Annotated in this window: 11 protein-coding genes; 10 read left to right on the forward strand and 1 reads right to left on the reverse strand. The window is 65.8% G+C overall.

What is annotated here, in order from left to right; genetic code table 11:
• Positions 1-59: 59 nt before the first annotated feature.
• On the reverse strand, positions 60-1,097 hold the full coding sequence (locus G369_RS0103265) for an AraC family transcriptional regulator (protein ID WP_019652544.1): 1,038 nt from the start codon (positions 1,095-1,097) through the stop codon (positions 60-62).
• A 279-nt stretch (positions 1,098-1,376) separates the two neighbouring features.
• Here G369_RS0103265 and G369_RS0103270 point away from each other — a divergent pair, with 279 nt between their 5' ends.
• From G369_RS0103270 to G369_RS0103320, 10 genes are all read left to right on the forward strand, one after another.
• The gene (locus tag G369_RS0103270; RefSeq protein WP_019652545.1) at positions 1,377-3,137 is read left to right on the forward strand and encodes a carboxylesterase/lipase family protein; all 1,761 of its coding nucleotides are present in this window, start codon (positions 1,377-1,379) and stop codon (positions 3,135-3,137) included.
• Positions 3,138-3,251: 114 nt separating this feature from the next.
• Complete coding sequence (locus tag G369_RS0103275) at positions 3,252-4,895, forward strand: 3-(methylthio)propionyl-CoA ligase (protein ID WP_020722940.1); 1,644 nt, start codon at positions 3,252-3,254, stop codon at positions 4,893-4,895.
• 143 nt (positions 4,896-5,038) lie between these two features.
• Positions 5,039-6,268 carry a branched-chain amino acid ABC transporter substrate-binding protein gene (locus G369_RS0103280; protein WP_019652547.1) on the forward strand — a complete coding sequence of 410 codons (1,230 nt, stop codon included), beginning with the start codon at positions 5,039-5,041 and terminating at the stop codon, positions 6,266-6,268.
• A 198-nt stretch (positions 6,269-6,466) separates the two neighbouring features.
• A complete protein-coding gene (locus tag G369_RS0103285; RefSeq protein WP_019652548.1) occupies positions 6,467-7,699 on the forward strand; it encodes a branched-chain amino acid ABC transporter substrate-binding protein in 1,233 nt (410 codons plus the stop codon).
• Positions 7,700-7,851: 152 nt separating this feature from the next.
• On the forward strand, positions 7,852-8,805 hold the full coding sequence (locus G369_RS0103290; RefSeq protein WP_019652549.1) for a branched-chain amino acid ABC transporter permease: 954 nt from the start codon (positions 7,852-7,854) through the stop codon (positions 8,803-8,805).
• A gap of 4 nt (positions 8,806-8,809) precedes the next feature.
• Entirely contained in the window at positions 8,810-10,129 is a 1,320-nt protein-coding gene (locus tag G369_RS0103295; RefSeq protein WP_019652550.1) for a branched-chain amino acid ABC transporter permease, read from the forward strand.
• Positions 10,126-10,899, forward strand: a complete 774-nt coding sequence (locus tag G369_RS0103300) for an ABC transporter ATP-binding protein (RefSeq protein ID WP_019652551.1) — start codon at positions 10,126-10,128, stop codon at positions 10,897-10,899. Before G369_RS0103295 ends, G369_RS0103300 begins: the two co-directional genes overlap by 4 nt.
• 1 nt (position 10,900) lies before the next feature.
• Complete coding sequence (locus G369_RS0103305; RefSeq protein WP_019652552.1) at positions 10,901-11,596, forward strand: ABC transporter ATP-binding protein; 696 nt, start codon at positions 10,901-10,903, stop codon at positions 11,594-11,596.
• Between the two features lie 276 nt (positions 11,597-11,872).
• Positions 11,873-13,978 carry a 3-hydroxyacyl-CoA dehydrogenase NAD-binding domain-containing protein gene (locus G369_RS0103315; protein ID WP_019652553.1) on the forward strand — a complete coding sequence of 702 codons (2,106 nt, stop codon included), beginning with the start codon at positions 11,873-11,875 and terminating at the stop codon, positions 13,976-13,978.
• A 38-nt stretch (positions 13,979-14,016) separates the two neighbouring features.
• On the forward strand, positions 14,017-15,492 hold the full coding sequence (locus tag G369_RS0103320) for a M20 family peptidase (RefSeq protein ID WP_019652554.1): 1,476 nt from the start codon (positions 14,017-14,019) through the stop codon (positions 15,490-15,492).
• Positions 15,493-15,518 lie beyond the last annotated feature (26 nt).

The following is a 15,518-nucleotide window of genomic DNA, read 5'->3' on the forward strand; positions in this document are numbered from 1 at the left end:
GGATTGTCCGGCACGGCGCGTAACCCCTGGCCGGGCGGGCCATCGAGGGGCGTGGAGGGTCAGGCCGCGAGGGCGGCCGGCGTGTCCCAGATGCGGGCCCGGTACTGCGCCGGCGGCACGCCGAACCAGCGCTTGCAGGCCCGGAAGAAGTTGCTGCTGTCGACGAAGCCCAGCATGTCGGCCACGTCGGTCAGTGTGTGGCGGTCTTCGGCCAGGTATTGCTTCGCCAGTTCACGGCGGGTGCGGTCGAGCAGCGCCTGGAAGGACACCGATTCCTCCTGCAGCCGCCGCTGCAGCGTGCGCTCGGCCAGGCCGAGTCCCGAGGCCACGTCCTGCCGGCGCGGCTCGCCGTGCTGCAGCCGGCGTGCGATCTCGGCGCACACCAGCGTGCTGGTGGTGGTCTGGCCCAAAAGGTCGAGCTGCTCCTCGAGCAGGTGCTCCTGCATCTCCCCGAGCGTTTCGTGGAAGGTGGGAAGGGGCGTGGCAAGGTCGGCGGCCGACAGCAGCAGGCGGTTGGCCTCGGAGTTGAACCGCACCTCGCAGCCGAAGGCCTCGCGGTGCAGGCGGTCGTCGGCCGGGGATGGGTAGACGAACTCCATGGCCAGCGGCTGCAGGTCGCGCCGGGTGAGCCACTGGCACTGCATGAGCACGGTCAGCAGGGCGTATTCGACGCGCTGGCGCGGAATGGGCAGGCTGCCGCCGGTGTGTCGCATCACCATCCAGCAGCCGCGCGGATCGGGCTGCAGCGAGAACGCGGTCGCGTCCGAGATCACCGGCATGTAGCGCGTGAGCCGCACGAGCGCCGCTTCGAGGCTGGAGCTGCACGACATCGCATGCCCGACCGTGCCCAGCTTGCTGTGCGTGGAAGCCAGGTCGCGGTGCAGGCCCAGCGTGGGCCGGCCGGCGCGGGCCACCGCGAGCTGCCAGAGCACGGAGATCTCGTCGACCGGGATGCGGGCGTTCTGCCGGTGCAGCGAGTCGGGGTCGAAGCCGGCTTCGCGCAGCAGCGAGGGCACATCCAGCCCCTCGGCCTCGAACATCGACAGGACGCCCTCGAGCCATGCGGCCGAGCTGGTGCGCAGCTCCGGCTGCGGCATGCAGCCCGCCCGGCGTTGGGGGCTGCGCTGGCGCAGCGGCGTGGAGGCTCCTGAAGTCATTCGTTTGGCTTTGTTGCGATAGCGATGAAAACCGTGCCGGTTCCTAGAATTTTTTTACGTGTTCGGCGGCCCCGGAGTATGGGCGCGGCGCGTCAAGCCAGGAATTCCGATTAACCCGGTGTGGAGACAAGAAACATGGAGACAGAGGCAAACGCCCGAGCGCCGAAGGGCCCGGCAGCAGCAGGAAAGACGGCCACGGCCAGGGCTGCTGCCCTGGCGATGGCAGCGGCCGCCCTTGCGGCGCCTTCGGCCTGTGGAGGCGGCGGTTCCGATTCGTCGGGCTTCGTCTTCCTGCCCAGCGCGCCGCCGCCCGCACCGGCTCCCGCCCCGGCGCCGCCCGCGGCCGACGGCCCCATGGTCCGACAGACCACCGCCGGCAAGGTCGAGGGCGTGGACGACAGCGCCAGGACCGGCACCTGGTTCTGGAAGGGCATTCCCTTCGCCAAGCCGCCGGTCGGTGCGCTGCGCTGGCGCGCGCCCGCGGCGCCCGAGCCCTGGACCGGCATCCGCCAGGCCAGCAAGTTCGGCAATGCCTGCCTGCAGATCGGCCGCATCTTCAGTCCCGGCGCCAACAACACCTACGACGAGACCATCGGCACCATGCTGGGCAAGCCCTCGGGCAGCGAGGACTGCCTGTTCGTCAACATCTGGCGCCCGGCCACGGAAGAGAAGAACCTGCCGGTGCTGCTCTTCATCCATGGCGGCAGCAACATCTCGGGCTATACGGCGGACCCGCTGTACGACAGTGCCGCGCTGGCCAAGGCCGCCAATGCGGTGGTCATCACCGCCAGCTACCGGCTGGGCATCCTGGGCTTCCTGAACGTGCCGCAGCTGCGTCCGGGCGGGACGGAAGGCGACGACTCGGGCAACTTCGCGCTGCTGGACAACATGGCGGCGCTGCGCTTCATCCGCGACAACGCGGCCAGCTTCGGCGGCGACCCGGGCAACGTCACGCTCTCGGGCGAATCGGCCGGCGCCACCAACCTGCTGTCGGTGATGACCTCGCCGATGGCCAAGGGCCTCTTCCACAAGGCCTTCGAGATGAGCGGCGGCATCTCGCTGGCGAGCAACCTGCCGGCGGGCACGCTGCCTTCGCTGTCGCCGGCCTCGGTCTCGCTGGCGCAGGGCGAGGCCATCCTGGAGAAGCTGCTCGTCGCCGACGGCACCGTCGCCGACGCCACGGCCGCCAAGGCCTACATCGCCGGTCGCACGCCGGCGCAGATCGCCGACTACCTGCGCGCGCAGGACGGCGGCAAGATGCTCACCACCGTGGTCGCGGCCGGCCTCGGCGCGGTCGGCCCCATTCCCGACGGCACGGTGATCCCGACCGACCCCATCGGCGCCATCGCCGCCGATCAGTACGTGAAGGTGCCGATGCTCTCGGGCAACACGCGCGACGAGGGCAAGCTGTTCGCATCGCTGCTGGGCACCATCGGCTTCCCGAAGTCGGGCTGGATCGTCTCCGATGCCCAGCGCTTCTCGATGATGTTCAACTTCAACCCCGATGCGGCGCCCACGCTCAAGGTGGAAGACATCATCGACCCGTTCTACCTTCCGGTAGACAAGCCCGGCACCGGCTACGACGCGGCGACGGCCCTCATCACCAAAGGGCTGTTCGAGGCCAACCGCGACAACCTGCTCGACACGATGAAGACGCGCCAGTCGAACATCTGGCACTACCGACTCGACTGGGCCCAGCAGGCCGCGCCCTGGAACGACGTGTACGGCGCCGCGCACGCCTTCGACCTGCCTTTCGTGTTCGGCAATTTCGGCCCCTCGGTGCTGTCTAACGTGATACGCGGCAAGGCCAACGAGAAGGGGAGGCTGGCGCTGTCGAACGCGGTCATGGCCAGCGTGGGCGCCTTCATGCGAAAGGGCGATCCGAACACGCCCGAACTTGGTGCAACCTGGGCGCCGTGGCCCTCGCAGCTGCTGCTCGACGCCACACCCGCCGCCACCCAGATCACGCTCAAGCAATGAGCCGCTTCGTTCAATCGTGCAGTGCGGGTTTGTGTCATTGTGCAAATGGCCGAAGCTTGCGTGAATGCGTTGTTCCCGAGCTTTGAAGAAGTCATTTCACATAGGAGTCCGTAGATGCTGGGTTTGATGCAAGACCAACCGCTTCTGATCTCGTCGCTGATCGAGTTCGCCGAGCGCCACAACGGCGACGGCGAGATCGTCTCGCGCCGTGTCGAAGGCGATATCCACCGCTGCACGTGGCGCGACATCGCATCGCGCGCCAGGCAGGTGGCCAACGCGCTGGACGGCGAGCAGCTGCTGTTCAGCGACCGCATCGCCACCCTGGCCTGGAACGGCTATCGCCACCTGGAGCTGTACTACGGCGTGAGCGGCAGCGGCCGCGTGCTGCACACCATCAACCCGCGCCTGCACCCCGACCAGATCGCGTGGATCGCCAACCATGCCGAAGACCAGATCCTGTGCTTCGACCTCACGTTCCTGCCGCTGGTGCAGGCGGTGCACGCGCGCTGTCCCACGATCCGGAAATGGGTTGCACTGTGTGATGCCGACAGGCTCCCCGCCGACAGCGGCGTGCCCAATCTCGTGAGCTACGAGACCTGGATGGGCACGCAGTCCACCGAGTACGAGTGGCCCACCTTCGACGAGAACTCCGCCTCCAGCATGTGCTACACGAGCGGCACCACGGGCAACCCCAAGGCCGCGCTCTACAGCCATCGCTCGACCATGCTGCATGCGTATGCCGCCGCGCTGCCCGACGTGATGCGCCTGTCGGCGCGCGACTCTGTGCTGCCGGTGGTGCCCATGTTCCACGTCAACGCATGGGGCATCCCGTACTCGGCCGCGCTGGTCGGCTGCAAGCTGGTGTTTCCGGGCGCGGCGCTCGACGGCAAGTCGGTGTACGAGCTGATCGAGTCGGAAGGCGTGACCTTCGCAGCCGGCGTGCCCACCGTGTGGCAGATGCTGCTGGGCCACATGCAGGCCGGCGGCCTGAAGTTCAGCAAGCTCAATCGCACGGTGATCGGCGGCTCGGCATGTCCGCCGGCCATGATCAAGGCGTTCCAGGAGCTCTACGGGGTGGAAGTGCTGCACGCCTGGGGCATGACCGAGATGAGCCCGCTGGGCACACTGTGCACGCTCAAGAACAAGCACCTGTCGCTGCCGCCCGATGCGCAGCTGCAGATCCGCATGAAGCAGGGCCGCGCCATCTTCGGCGTCGACATGAAGATCGTCGACGGCGACGGCAAGGAACTGCCCTGGGACGGCAAGGCCTATGGCGACCTGCTGGTCAAGGGTCCGTGGATCGTCAAGGAGTACTTCAAGGGCGAGGGTGGCGATCCGCTCATTCCCGACGAACGCAACCGCGGCTGGTTCCCCACCGGCGACGTGGCCACCATCGACGCCGAGGGCTACCTGCAGATCACCGACCGCAGCAAGGACGTGATCAAGTCCGGCGGCGAATGGATCAGCTCCATCGACATCGAGAACATCGCCGTCGCGCATCCGGCCGTGGCCATGGCCGCGTGCATCGGCGTGTTTCATCCGAAGTGGGACGAGCGGCCGATCATCGCCGTCGCGAAGAAGCCCAATGCGGAGGTCACGCGCGAGGAGCTGCTGAAGTTCTACGAGGGCAAGACCGCCAAGTGGCAGATCCCGGACGACGTGGTGTTCGTCGACGCCATCCCGCTGGGCGCCACCGGAAAGATCCTCAAGACGAAGCTGCGGGAGCTGCTCAAGGACTACAAGCTGCCCACGGCTTGACCGCCGGGGCTGCCGCGGGCGCCGCGCTGTCGCATACGCGATAGCAAGGCGGCCCCGGCGGCCTTGCTTGCGGGCAATCCCTGTGCGGCGGAAAAAGGGCCGCTTGTACGCTGGCGTTCCGCCTTTCACATTGGAGACTCTTCATGCAAGTTGCCATCAAGTCCGTAGCTGCCTGTGCAATGTTGGCGAGTGCTGCCGCCGCGTTCGCGCAGAAGGGCGAGACAGTCAAGATCGCCTGGCTCGACCCGCTTTCGGGCCTGATGGCTGCGGTGGGCACCAACCAGCTGAAGACCACGCAGTTCCTCGCCGAAGAGTTCAACAAGAAGAACCAGTCGGGCGTGAAGTTCGAGATCATCGCGCTGGACAACAAGCTCAGCCCGCAGGAGACCACCGCGGCGCTGCGTTCCGCGCAGGACCAGGGTGCGCGCTACATCATGCAGGGCAACGGCTCGGGCCCCGCGCTCGCGATCATCGACGCGATCGAGAAGAACAACGCGCGCAACCCGGGCAAGGAGCTGCTGTACATGAACTACGCAGCCGTCGACCCCGACCTGACCAACAGCAAGTGCAGCTACTGGCACTTCCGGCTCGACGCCGACACGTCGATGAAGATGGAGGCGCTGACCACCTGGATGAAGGACCAGCCCGACATCAAGAAGGTCTACATCCTCGGGCAGAACTATGCGCACGGCGTGCAGGTGTCGAAGTACGCCAAGGAAGACCTGAAGGTGAAGCGCCCCGACATCCAGATCGTGGGCGACGACCTCCATCCGCTCGCGCAGGTGCGCGACTTCTCGCCCTACATCGCGAAGATCAAGGCATCGGGCGCCGACACCGTCATCACCGGCAACTGGGGCTCCGACCTGTCGCTGCTCATCAAGGCAGCGAACGACTCCGGCCTGGACGTCAAGTTCCTCACCTACTATGCGCCGGGCGCCGGCACGCCCACCGCGATGGGCGCGACCTCCGCGGGCAAGGTCTACACCGTCGCCTACGCCCACTACAACATGGGCGGCGAGATCCAGCAGCTGCTCGCAGGCTACAAGAAGCGCATGAACGACGACCTCACGCAGTCGTCGATCTACCACGTGTTCGCGCTGCTCGATGCGGCCTTCACCAAGACGAAGTCGACCGACCCGGTGAAGGTGGCGGCCGCACTGGAAGGCATGAAGATCAAGAGCTTCAACGGCGAGGTCGAGATGCGCAAGTCCGACCACCAGTTGCAGCAGGGCCTCTACATCGCGCGGTGGGAGAAGGCGAGCGCAAAGTACCCCTACGACGCGGAGAACACCGGCTACACCAACGTTCCCGTGAAGTACTTCGAATCGTACGTGGCGAGCACGCCCACGTCGTGCCAGATGAAGCGTCCCTAGGCGCTTTGTGAACGCGTTTCCTACCCGGCGGTAGCAGGTGCCTACCGGCGGGTAGCAAATTGGAGAAACGCGGTGTCGCATGCGCGATAGAAACGGGCCTTTGCGGCGCCCCTCTTACGGGCATTCCCTGAGGGGAGGGGCTGCAAACGCTTGTACTCTCGTGCGGCGTTTTGAATCGGTTTGACCAGGAGATATAGATTGAACTTCGCTCTGAAAATCGCCGCCGCAGCCGTCATCGCTGCCACCGCCACCGGTGCCTTTGCCCAGAAGGGTGAAACCGTCAAGATCGCATGGCTCGACCCGCTGTCGGGCCTGATGGCCGCGGTCGGGACGAACCAGCTCAAGACCTTCCAGTTCTTCGCCGAGGAGTTCAACAAGAAGAATGCGGCGGGCGTGAAGTTCGAGATCATCGGCATCGACAACAAGCTCAGCCCGCAGGAGACCACCAGCGCGCTGCGCTCGGCCCTCGACCAGGGCGCGCGCTACATCGTGCAGGGCAACGGCTCGGGCCCGGCCCTGGCCATCATCGACGCGCTCGAGAAGAACAACGCGCGCAACCCCGGCAAGGAAGCGCTGTACCTGAACTACGCGGCCGTCGACCCCGACCTGACCAACAGCAAGTGCAGCTACTGGCAGTACCGCTTCGACGCCGACACGTCGATGAAGATGGAGGCGCTGACCACCTACATGAAGGACCAGCCGGAGATCAAGAAGGTCTACCTGCTGAACCAGAACTACGCGCACGGCCAGCAGGTCTCGAAGTTCGCGAAGGACAACCTCAAGACCAAGCGCCCCGACGTGCAGATCGTCGGCGACGACCTGCATCCGCTCGCGCAGGTGCGCGACTTCTCGCCCTACATCGCGAAGATCAAGGCATCGGGTGCCGACACCGTCATCACCGGCAACTGGGGCTCCGACCTGGCGCTGCTGATCAAGGCCGCCAACGACTCGGGCCTGAACGTCAAGTTCTACACCTACTACGCGGTGACCACCGGCACGCCGACGGCCATGGGCGCGGCTTCCGACGGCAAGGTCTACCAGGTCGGCTACGCCCACTACAACATGGGCGGCGACATGCAGAAGTACGCCGACGACTTCAAGAAGAAGTTCAACGACGACCTCTACACCACCGACATCTACACGGTGTTCCAGGCTCTCACCGAAGCCTTCGTGAAGACCAAGTCGACCGACCCGGTGAAGGTGGCGGCCGCGATGGAAGGCATGAAGTTCAAGAGCTTCAACGGCGAGATCGAGCTGCGCAAGACCGACCACCAGGCACAGCAGGGCCTGTACATCGCCAAGTGGGAGAAGGCCAGCGCCAAGTATCCGTACAGCCCCGAGAACACCGGCTACACGCTGGTGCCGGTGAAGTACTACGACGCGTACGTGGCGAGCACGCCCACCTCGTGCCAGATGAAGCGTCCGGGATGACGTTCGCTCCCAGGCTGCGCGCACTGCGTGTCGCTCATGCAGCCTGTGCCGTGCAACGCACGGCGAGGGACTGAGCCCGGCAGCCTGCTTGTTGGTCGAGGCCCGACTTCAACACTCGGGCCTCTTTCTTTTTCAACTGACACGAAAGACCGATGAACGTCGAATTCTTCGTCATCTCGCTGCTCAACGGCGTGAGCTACGGCTTGCTGCTGTTCATGCTGAGCTCCGGCCTCACGCTGATCTTCAGCATGATGGGCGTGCTCAACTTCGCGCACGCGAGCTTCTACATGCTGGGTGCCTACTTCGCCTACACGCTGTCGGGCATTCTCGGCTTCTGGCCGGCGCTCTTCATCGCGCCGCTGCTGGTGTTCGCACTGGGCGCCGCCTTCGAGCGCTACTGCCTGCGCCGCGTCCACAAGTTCGGCCACGTGCCCGAGCTGCTGGTGACCTTCGGCCTTTCGTACCTGATCCTCGAAGTCGTGCAGCTGGTGTGGGGCCGCTCCACGGTGCCCTACGGCCTGCCGTCGGCGCTGCAGGGACCGCTCTTCACGCTCTACGGCACGCAGTTCCCCAAGTCGCGCTCCTTCATCATGCTGGTGGCGGTGCTGATGCTGGTGTCGGTGTGGCTGCTGCTCACGCGCACGCGCATCGGCCTGGTGATCCAGGCGGCGCTCAAGCACCCCGAGATGGTCGAGGCGCTGGGCCACAACGTGCCGCGCGTCTTCATGCTGGTCTTCGGCGGCGGCGCCGCGCTGGCGGGACTGGCCGGCGTGGTCGGCGGCAACACCTACGTCACCGAGCCGGCGATGGCTGCGTCGGTCGGCTCCATCATCTTCGTGGTGGTGGTGGTCGGCGGCATGGGCTCGCTGGCGGGCGCCTTCCTGGCCTCGCTGATCATCGGCGTGGTGCAGACCTTCGCCGTGGCCATGGACCAGTCGCTGGCCACCGGACTGCAGGCCTTCGGCGTGGCGGTGACCGACCAGACCTTCGGCTACGAGCTGCTCAAGCTGACGATCTCGCAGGTCGCGCCGATCCTTCCGTACCTCTTCCTGGTGCTGATCCTCATCTTCAGGCCCAAGGGTCTTCTCGGAACCCGGGAGGACTGAAGCGATGAATACCGCAACCACGACAAACAACCCCGTCCAGTACTACCGGTTCAAGCCGCTGAACATCGGCCGCATCCTGATCTGGAGCTTCTTCGCGCTGCTGCTGATCGTGGCGCCGATGGTCTTCACCAGCAGCCTGGCGCTGACCATGCTGTCGCAGATCGGCTATCTCATCATCATCTGCCTGAGCTACAACATGCTGCTGGGGCAGGGCGGCATGCTCAGCTTCGGGCATGCGGTGTACGTAGGCATGGGCTCGTTCATCGCGATCCATGCGATGAACCTGGCCAGCGCCGGCAAGCTGCCGGTTCCGCTGGTGCTCATTCCCATCGTCGGCGGCCTGGGCGGCATGTTCTTCGCCGCGCTCTTCGGCTATGTGTCTACCAAGAAGTCGGGCACGACCTTCGCGATGATCACGCTGGGCCTGGGCGAGCTGGTGGCAGCGATGGCGCTGATGTTCCCCAGCTTCTTCGGCGGCGAGGGCGGCATCACCACCAACCGGGTGTACGGCGCCTCCTTCTTCGGGCTCAACTTCGGTCCGCAGAAGCAGGTGTACTACCTGATCGCCGTCTACTGCTTCATCTGCACCGGGCTGATGTTCGCCTTCACCGGCACGCCGCTCGGTCGCATGCTGAACGCGGTGCGCGACAACCCGGAGCGCGTGGAGTTCATCGGCTACAACACGCAGCGCGTGCGCTACTACGCCTTCATCATCGCCGGCTTCTTCGCGGGCATCGGCGGCGGACTGGCGGCCATCAACTTCGAGATCGTGAACGCGGCCGACAGCCTCAACGGGCTGCGCTCGGGCAGCTACCTGCTGTTCACCTTCCTCGGCGGCGCGACCTTCTTCTTCGGGCCGATCATCGGCGCGGCGCTGCTGGTGTTCGCACTGGTGCTGCTGTCCGAGCTCAGCAAGGCCTGGCTGCTCTATGTGGGCCTGGTGTTCCTGCTGATGGTGATGTTCGCGCCCGGCGGCGTGGCCAGCCTGATCATGATGAACGTGCGCGTGGCGCTGTTCGGCAAGATCAAGCGCTTCTACCTGCTGTACGTCGGGCTGCTGGTCGGCGCGGCCATCATGCTCGCGGGCGCGGCGGCCATCGTCGAGATGATCTATCACATGCAGCTCAACGCGGCGCTCGGCCCGATGGTGCCGTTCGCGGGGCTGCAGCTCGACACCTCCTCGGCCACGAGCTGGATCGTCGCAATTGCGCTGTTCGCGGTGGGCCTGGGCGTGTTCGAGGTGGTGCGCAGACGCTTCACCAGGGCCTGGGGGCATGCGCAGGAGGAAATCGAAGCCGAGATCAAGCGGCGGGAGACGGCATGACCACTTATTCACTCGAACTCAGGAACCTGCGCAAGAGCTTCGGCAAGACCGACATCATCCGCGGCGTGGACCTGGCCGTGACGGCCGGCGAACGCGTGGCCATCATCGGTCCGAACGGCGCGGGCAAGTCGACGCTCTTCAACCTCATCAGCGGCCGGCTCGCGCCGACCAGCGGCGAGGTGCTGCTCAACGGCACGCGCATCGACGGCATGAAGCCGTACGAGATCAACCGCATGGGGCTGTCGCGCAGCTTCCAGATCACCAATATCTTCCCGAAGCTCAGCGTCTTCGAGAACCTGCGCTGCGGCGTGCTGTGGAGCCTGGGCTACAAGTACACCTTCCTGCGCTTCCTCTCGAACCTGGACGATGCCAACGAGCGCACGGAAGAGCTCATCCGGCAGATCGGGCTGGAGAAGAAGCGCGACGTGCACGCGATGAACCTCACCTATGCCGAGCAGCGCGCGCTGGAGATCGGCGTGACGATTGCGGGCGGCGCCAGCGTGATCCTGCTGGACGAGCCCACGGCCGGCATGAGCAAGACCGAGACCTCGCACTTCATCTCGCTCATCAAGCACGTCACCGTCGGCAAGACGCTCCTGACGGTGGAGCACGACATGGGCGTGGTCTTCGGGCTTGCCGACAAGATCGCGGTGGTGGTCTACGGCGAGGTCATCGCCTTCGACACGCCCGCCGCCGTTCGCGCCAACGCGCGCGTGCAGGAGGCCTATCTGGGCTCTTCCGTTGCCGACGCGCAGGGAGCGGGACACTGAAATGCTGAAGCTCCAAGACATCCACGCCTACTACGGCAAGAGCCATGTGCTGCATGGCGTTTCCTTCGAGGTGAGCCCGGGCGAGATCGTCGCGCTGCTGGGCCGCAACGGCTCGGGCCGCTCGACCACCGCCAAGGCGATCATGGGCCTAGTGCATGCGGAAGGCGGCCTGCACTGGAAGGGGCAGGACATCCTGCGCCGCAAGGCCTACGAGATCGCGCACTTCGGCATCGGCTACGTGCCGGAGAACCGCGACATCTTCCCCAAGCTCACGGTGCATCAGAACCTGCTGCTGGGGCAGAAGGGGTCGGGCAAGGGCAGCCGCTGGTCCTTCGACGACATGTACGGCATGTTCCCGCGCCTGAAGGAGCGCCAGCACACCGAGGCCGGCGTGCTCTCCGGCGGCGAGCAGCAGATGCTCACGCTGTGCCGCACGCTGATGGGCGACCCCGACCTGATCATCATCGACGAGCCCACGGAGGGCCTTGCGCCGAAGATCGTCGAGCTGGTGGGGCAGTACCTCCGCACCCTCAAGGACAAGGGCATCTCGGTGCTGCTGATCGAGCAGAAGCTCACCATCGCGATGGAAATCTCCGACCGCGCGCTCGTGATGGGCCACGGCAGCATCGTCTTCGACGGCACCCCCGCCGGCCTGCGCGCCGACGCCACCATCCGCAAGGAGTGGCTGGAGGTCTAGGCCTCCGATTGCGGGTTTGCGAGCGAAGAGGACGCAGAGGGCGCGAAGATCACGCGAAGGGCGCGAAAGAGAAGGCAGATCATTTTTTCTGACTTTCCTTTGCGTCCTCCGCGAAACCTCCGCGTCTTCTGCGTCCGGTATCCGTTCACCGCATCCCCGGCCCTTGTCTCTACAGCGACTGCGTGCCATTGTTGGGCCGCGCGAAACGCCTAGAATCCCCCGAAAAAGAACACTCGTGCTTTTTCTTCTTTTTCTTCACACACCAAGGAACGCAGCATGACGGCTGAATACAAAGTGCTCGGCGATATCGCCGTGATCACACTGACCAACCCTCCGGTCAACGGTCTCGGTTTCTCGACGCGCATCGGCATCACCGACGGCCTGTCGAAGGCCAACGCCGATGACGCCGTCAAGGCCATCGTCATCACCGGCGCCGGCAAGGCGTTCTCGGGCGGCGCGGACATCAAGGAGTTCGGCACGCCCAAGGCGCTGCAGGAGCCCAACCTGCTGAGCGTGATCCTCGCGCTGGAAGCCTCTCCCAAGCCCATCGTCGCTGCCATCCACTCGGTGTGCATGGGCGGCGGCCTCGAACTGGCCCTGGGCTGCCATTACCGCGTGGCCGCTCCCGGCACCAGCGTCGCGCTGCCCGAAGTCAAGCTGGGCCTGATTCCCGGCGCAGGCGGCACGCAGCGCCTGCCGCGCGTTCTGGGCGTCGAGACGGCCCTGAACATGATCGTCAGCGGCGAGCCGGTCAAGAGCGAGCTGCTCGCATCGGTGCCCGGCCAGAAGCTGTTCGACAAGCTGGCCGCATCGGCCGAATCGGTGCTCGACGAGGCCGTGGCCTTCGCCAAGAGCGTGGCCGGCAAGACGGGCGAGGAGCTGCCGCTGGTGCGCAACCTGCCGTGCAAGCACCCGCAGGGCGATGCCTACTTCCAGTTCGCGAAGAACATGGTCGGCGGCATGTCGAAGAACTACCCCGCGCCGCTGCAGTGCGTCGATGCCGTGCAGGCAGCCACCAAGCTGAAGTTCGACGCGGGCATGGCCGAAGAGCGCCGCATCTTCACCTCGCTGATGTTCACGCCCGAATCGCTGGCGCTGCGCCACCTGTTCATGGCCGAGCGCGCCGCGAGCAAGATACCCGACGTGCCGGAAGACACCCCCAAGCGCGAGATCAAGTCGGTCGGCGTGATCGGCGCCGGCACCATGGGCGGCGGCATCTCGATGAACTTCCTGAACGCGGGCATCCCCGTGACCATCCTCGAGATGAAGCAGGAGGCGCTCGACCGCGGCATCGCCACCATCAAGAAGAACTACGAAGCCCAGGTCAAGAAGGGCAAGCTCAAGCAGGACAAGTACGAGCAGCGCATGGCCCTGCTGAGCACCACGCTGAGCTACGACGACCTGAAGGACGCCGACCTCATCATCGAGGCCGTGTTCGAGGAAATCGGCGTGAAGGAGAAGGTGTTCAAGGAACTCGACCGCGTCGCCAAGAAGGGCGCGATCCTGGCATCGAACACCTCGACGCTGGACGTCGACAAGATCGCCTCGTTCACCGAGCGTCCGCAGGACGTGGTCGGCATGCACTTCTTCAGCCCCGCCAACGTGATGAAGCTGCTGGAAGTGGTGCGCGGCAAGGCCACCGCGAAGGACGTGCTGGCCACCGTCATGGCCATCGGGAAGAAGATCAAGAAGACGGCCGTGGTCTCGGGCGTGTGCGACGGCTTCATCGGCAACCGCATGATCGAGCAGTACAGCCGCCAGGCCGGCTTCCTGCTGGACGAAGGCGCGACGCCGCAGCAGGTGGACAAGGCCATCGAGAAGTTCGGCTTCGCCATGGGCCCGTTCCGCATGGGCGACCTGGCCGGCAACGACATCGGCTGGGCGATCCGCAAGCGCCGCGCCGTGGAGCGCGCCGACATGAAGTACAGCCGCACGGCAGACAAGCTCTGCGAACTGGGCCGCTTCGGCCAGAAGACCGGGGCAGGGTGGTACGACTACCAGGCCGGCAAGCGCGACGCCATCCCGTCGGAACTGGTCAACAAGATGATCGAGGACCATCGCAAGGAACTGGGCATCACGCCGCGCAAGATTTCCGACGAGGAGATCGTGCAGCGCCTGGTGTACGCGCTGGTCAACGAGGGCGCGCACATCCTGGAAGACGGCATCGCCTCGAAGTCGGGCGACATCGACATGGTGTACCTCACCGGCTACGGCTTCCCGATCTATCGCGGTGGCCCGATGCACTACGCGTCGCAGGTCGGCCTGTACAACGTGGCCGAGACGATGAAGCGCTTCGCGAAGAACCCGCGCGACGACGCCGAGTTCTGGCAGCCCGCGCCGCTGATCCAGAAGCTGGTGGCCGAAGGCAAGTCCTTCGGCTGATGGCCGACGCGTAACCTGGGCCGGAACCAAGACCGCCAATGTTGAAACGCATCTTCCTCGGGCTGCTGCTGGCAGTAGTGCTGCTGGCAGCCGTCCTGGCGGTCAAGACCTGGACCACGCCGTCGCGCCAGCTGGCGGTGGCGCCCGCGCCCAAGCTGGACATCGACCTGCAGGCGGCCGCACGGCGGCTGTCCACGGCGATCACGTTCCGCACGGTGTCGGGGCTGGACGACCCGGCTGCCAACGCGGCCGAGTTCGACAAGCTGCACGCCTACCTGGAGCAGCAGTTCCCGAAGGTGCACGCCACCCTGAAGAAGGAAGTGGTGGGCAACAAGGCGCTGCTCTACACCTGGACCGGCACCGACCCGCAGGCCAAGCCCGTCGCACTGATGGCGCACCAGGACATGGTGCCCATCGCGCCTGGCACCGAGAAGGCCTGGACGGTCGATCCCTTCTCCGGCGAGATCAAGGACGGCTTCATCTGGGGCCGCGGCACGCTCGACAACAAGAGCAACCTGTTCGCGCAGATGGAAGCCATCGAGCTGCTCATCGGCAGCGGCTTCAAGCCGAGGCAGACGGTCTACCTCGTGATGGGCGACGACGAGGAGGTGAGCGGCCTGCGCGGCGCGCTGCCCATCGCCGAACTGCTCAAGTCGCGCAACGTGCGCCTGGACTGGGTGCTCGACGAGGGCCTGCTGGTGCTCGACGGCGTGATGCCCGGCCTGAAGCAGCCGGCTGCGCTCATCGGCCTGGCGGAGAAGGGCTACGCCACCTTCTTCCTCTCGCTCGACACCGCGCCCGGCCATTCGTCGATGCCGCCGCAGCACAGCGCCATCGGCAGCATGAGCGCGGCGCTGGCATGGCTCGAGGCCAACCCGATGCCCGGCGGCATCAAGGGCGTGGCGGGCCAGATGTTCGGCGCGCTCGCGCCCGAGATGAGCGGCGTCAACCGCGTGATGCTCTCCAACCTGTGGCTCACCGAGCCGCTGGTGCGCGGCATCCTCGAGAAGAGCCCGAGCAGCAATGCCATGCTGCGCACCACCACCGCGCTGACCATCGTTCGTGCGGGCAACAAGGACAACGTGCTGCCCGGCCGCGCCGAGGCCGCCGTCAACTTCCGCATCCTGCCGGGCGACACCATCGCCAGCACCGAGGCGCACCTGCGCAAGGCCCTGGGCAACGACGACATCAAGATCAAGGCCTACCCGGGCAACTCCGAGCCGTCGCCCGTGTCGTCGACCGACAGCACCGGCTACCGCGCGATCGAACAGGCCGTGCGCCAGAGCTTTCCCGATGCGGTGGTGGCCCCGGGCCTCATGACCGCTGCCACCGACTCGCGCCACTTCAGCGTCGTGAGCGACGCCGTCTTCCGCTTCTCGCCGTTCCGCATGAAGAACGAAGACCTGGCGCGCTTCCACGGCAACAACGAACGCCTGGCCATCTCGAACTACGGCGAGATGATCGGCTTCTACCGCCAGCTCCTGAGCAACGCCAACGCTGCTCCGGCGCAATGACGACAACCACTGCAGCCCTCTCTTTT

The organism is Variovorax atrisoli 110B, assembly GCF_000382045.1.
Classification (GTDB): domain Bacteria; phylum Pseudomonadota; class Gammaproteobacteria; order Burkholderiales; family Burkholderiaceae_C; genus Variovorax; species Variovorax atrisoli.

Excerpts from the sequence above, each read along its gene's own strand:
- G369_RS0103275 (WP_020722940.1), top strand. The coding sequence starts at position 3,252 with ATGCTGGGTTTGATGCAAGACCAACCGCTTCTGATCTCGTCGCTGATC.
- G369_RS0103270 (WP_019652545.1), top strand. The coding sequence starts at position 1,377 with ATGGCAGCGGCCGCCCTTGCGGCGCCTTCGGCCTGTGGAGGCGGCGGT.
- G369_RS0103290 (WP_019652549.1), top strand. The coding sequence starts at position 7,852 with ATGAACGTCGAATTCTTCGTCATCTCGCTGCTCAACGGCGTGAGCTAC.
- G369_RS0103295 (WP_019652550.1), top strand. The coding sequence starts at position 8,810 with ATGAATACCGCAACCACGACAAACAACCCCGTCCAGTACTACCGGTTC.
- G369_RS0103300 (WP_019652551.1), top strand. The coding sequence starts at position 10,126 with ATGACCACTTATTCACTCGAACTCAGGAACCTGCGCAAGAGCTTCGGC.
- G369_RS0103265 (WP_019652544.1), bottom strand. The coding sequence starts at position 1,097 with ATGCCGCAGCCGGAGCTGCGCACCAGCTCGGCCGCATGGCTCGAGGGC.
- G369_RS0103280 (WP_019652547.1), top strand. The coding sequence starts at position 5,039 with ATGCAAGTTGCCATCAAGTCCGTAGCTGCCTGTGCAATGTTGGCGAGT.
- G369_RS0103320 (WP_019652554.1), top strand. The coding sequence starts at position 14,017 with ATGTTGAAACGCATCTTCCTCGGGCTGCTGCTGGCAGTAGTGCTGCTG.
- G369_RS0103315 (WP_019652553.1), top strand. The coding sequence starts at position 11,873 with ATGACGGCTGAATACAAAGTGCTCGGCGATATCGCCGTGATCACACTG.
- G369_RS0103305 (WP_019652552.1), top strand. The coding sequence starts at position 10,901 with ATGCTGAAGCTCCAAGACATCCACGCCTACTACGGCAAGAGCCATGTG.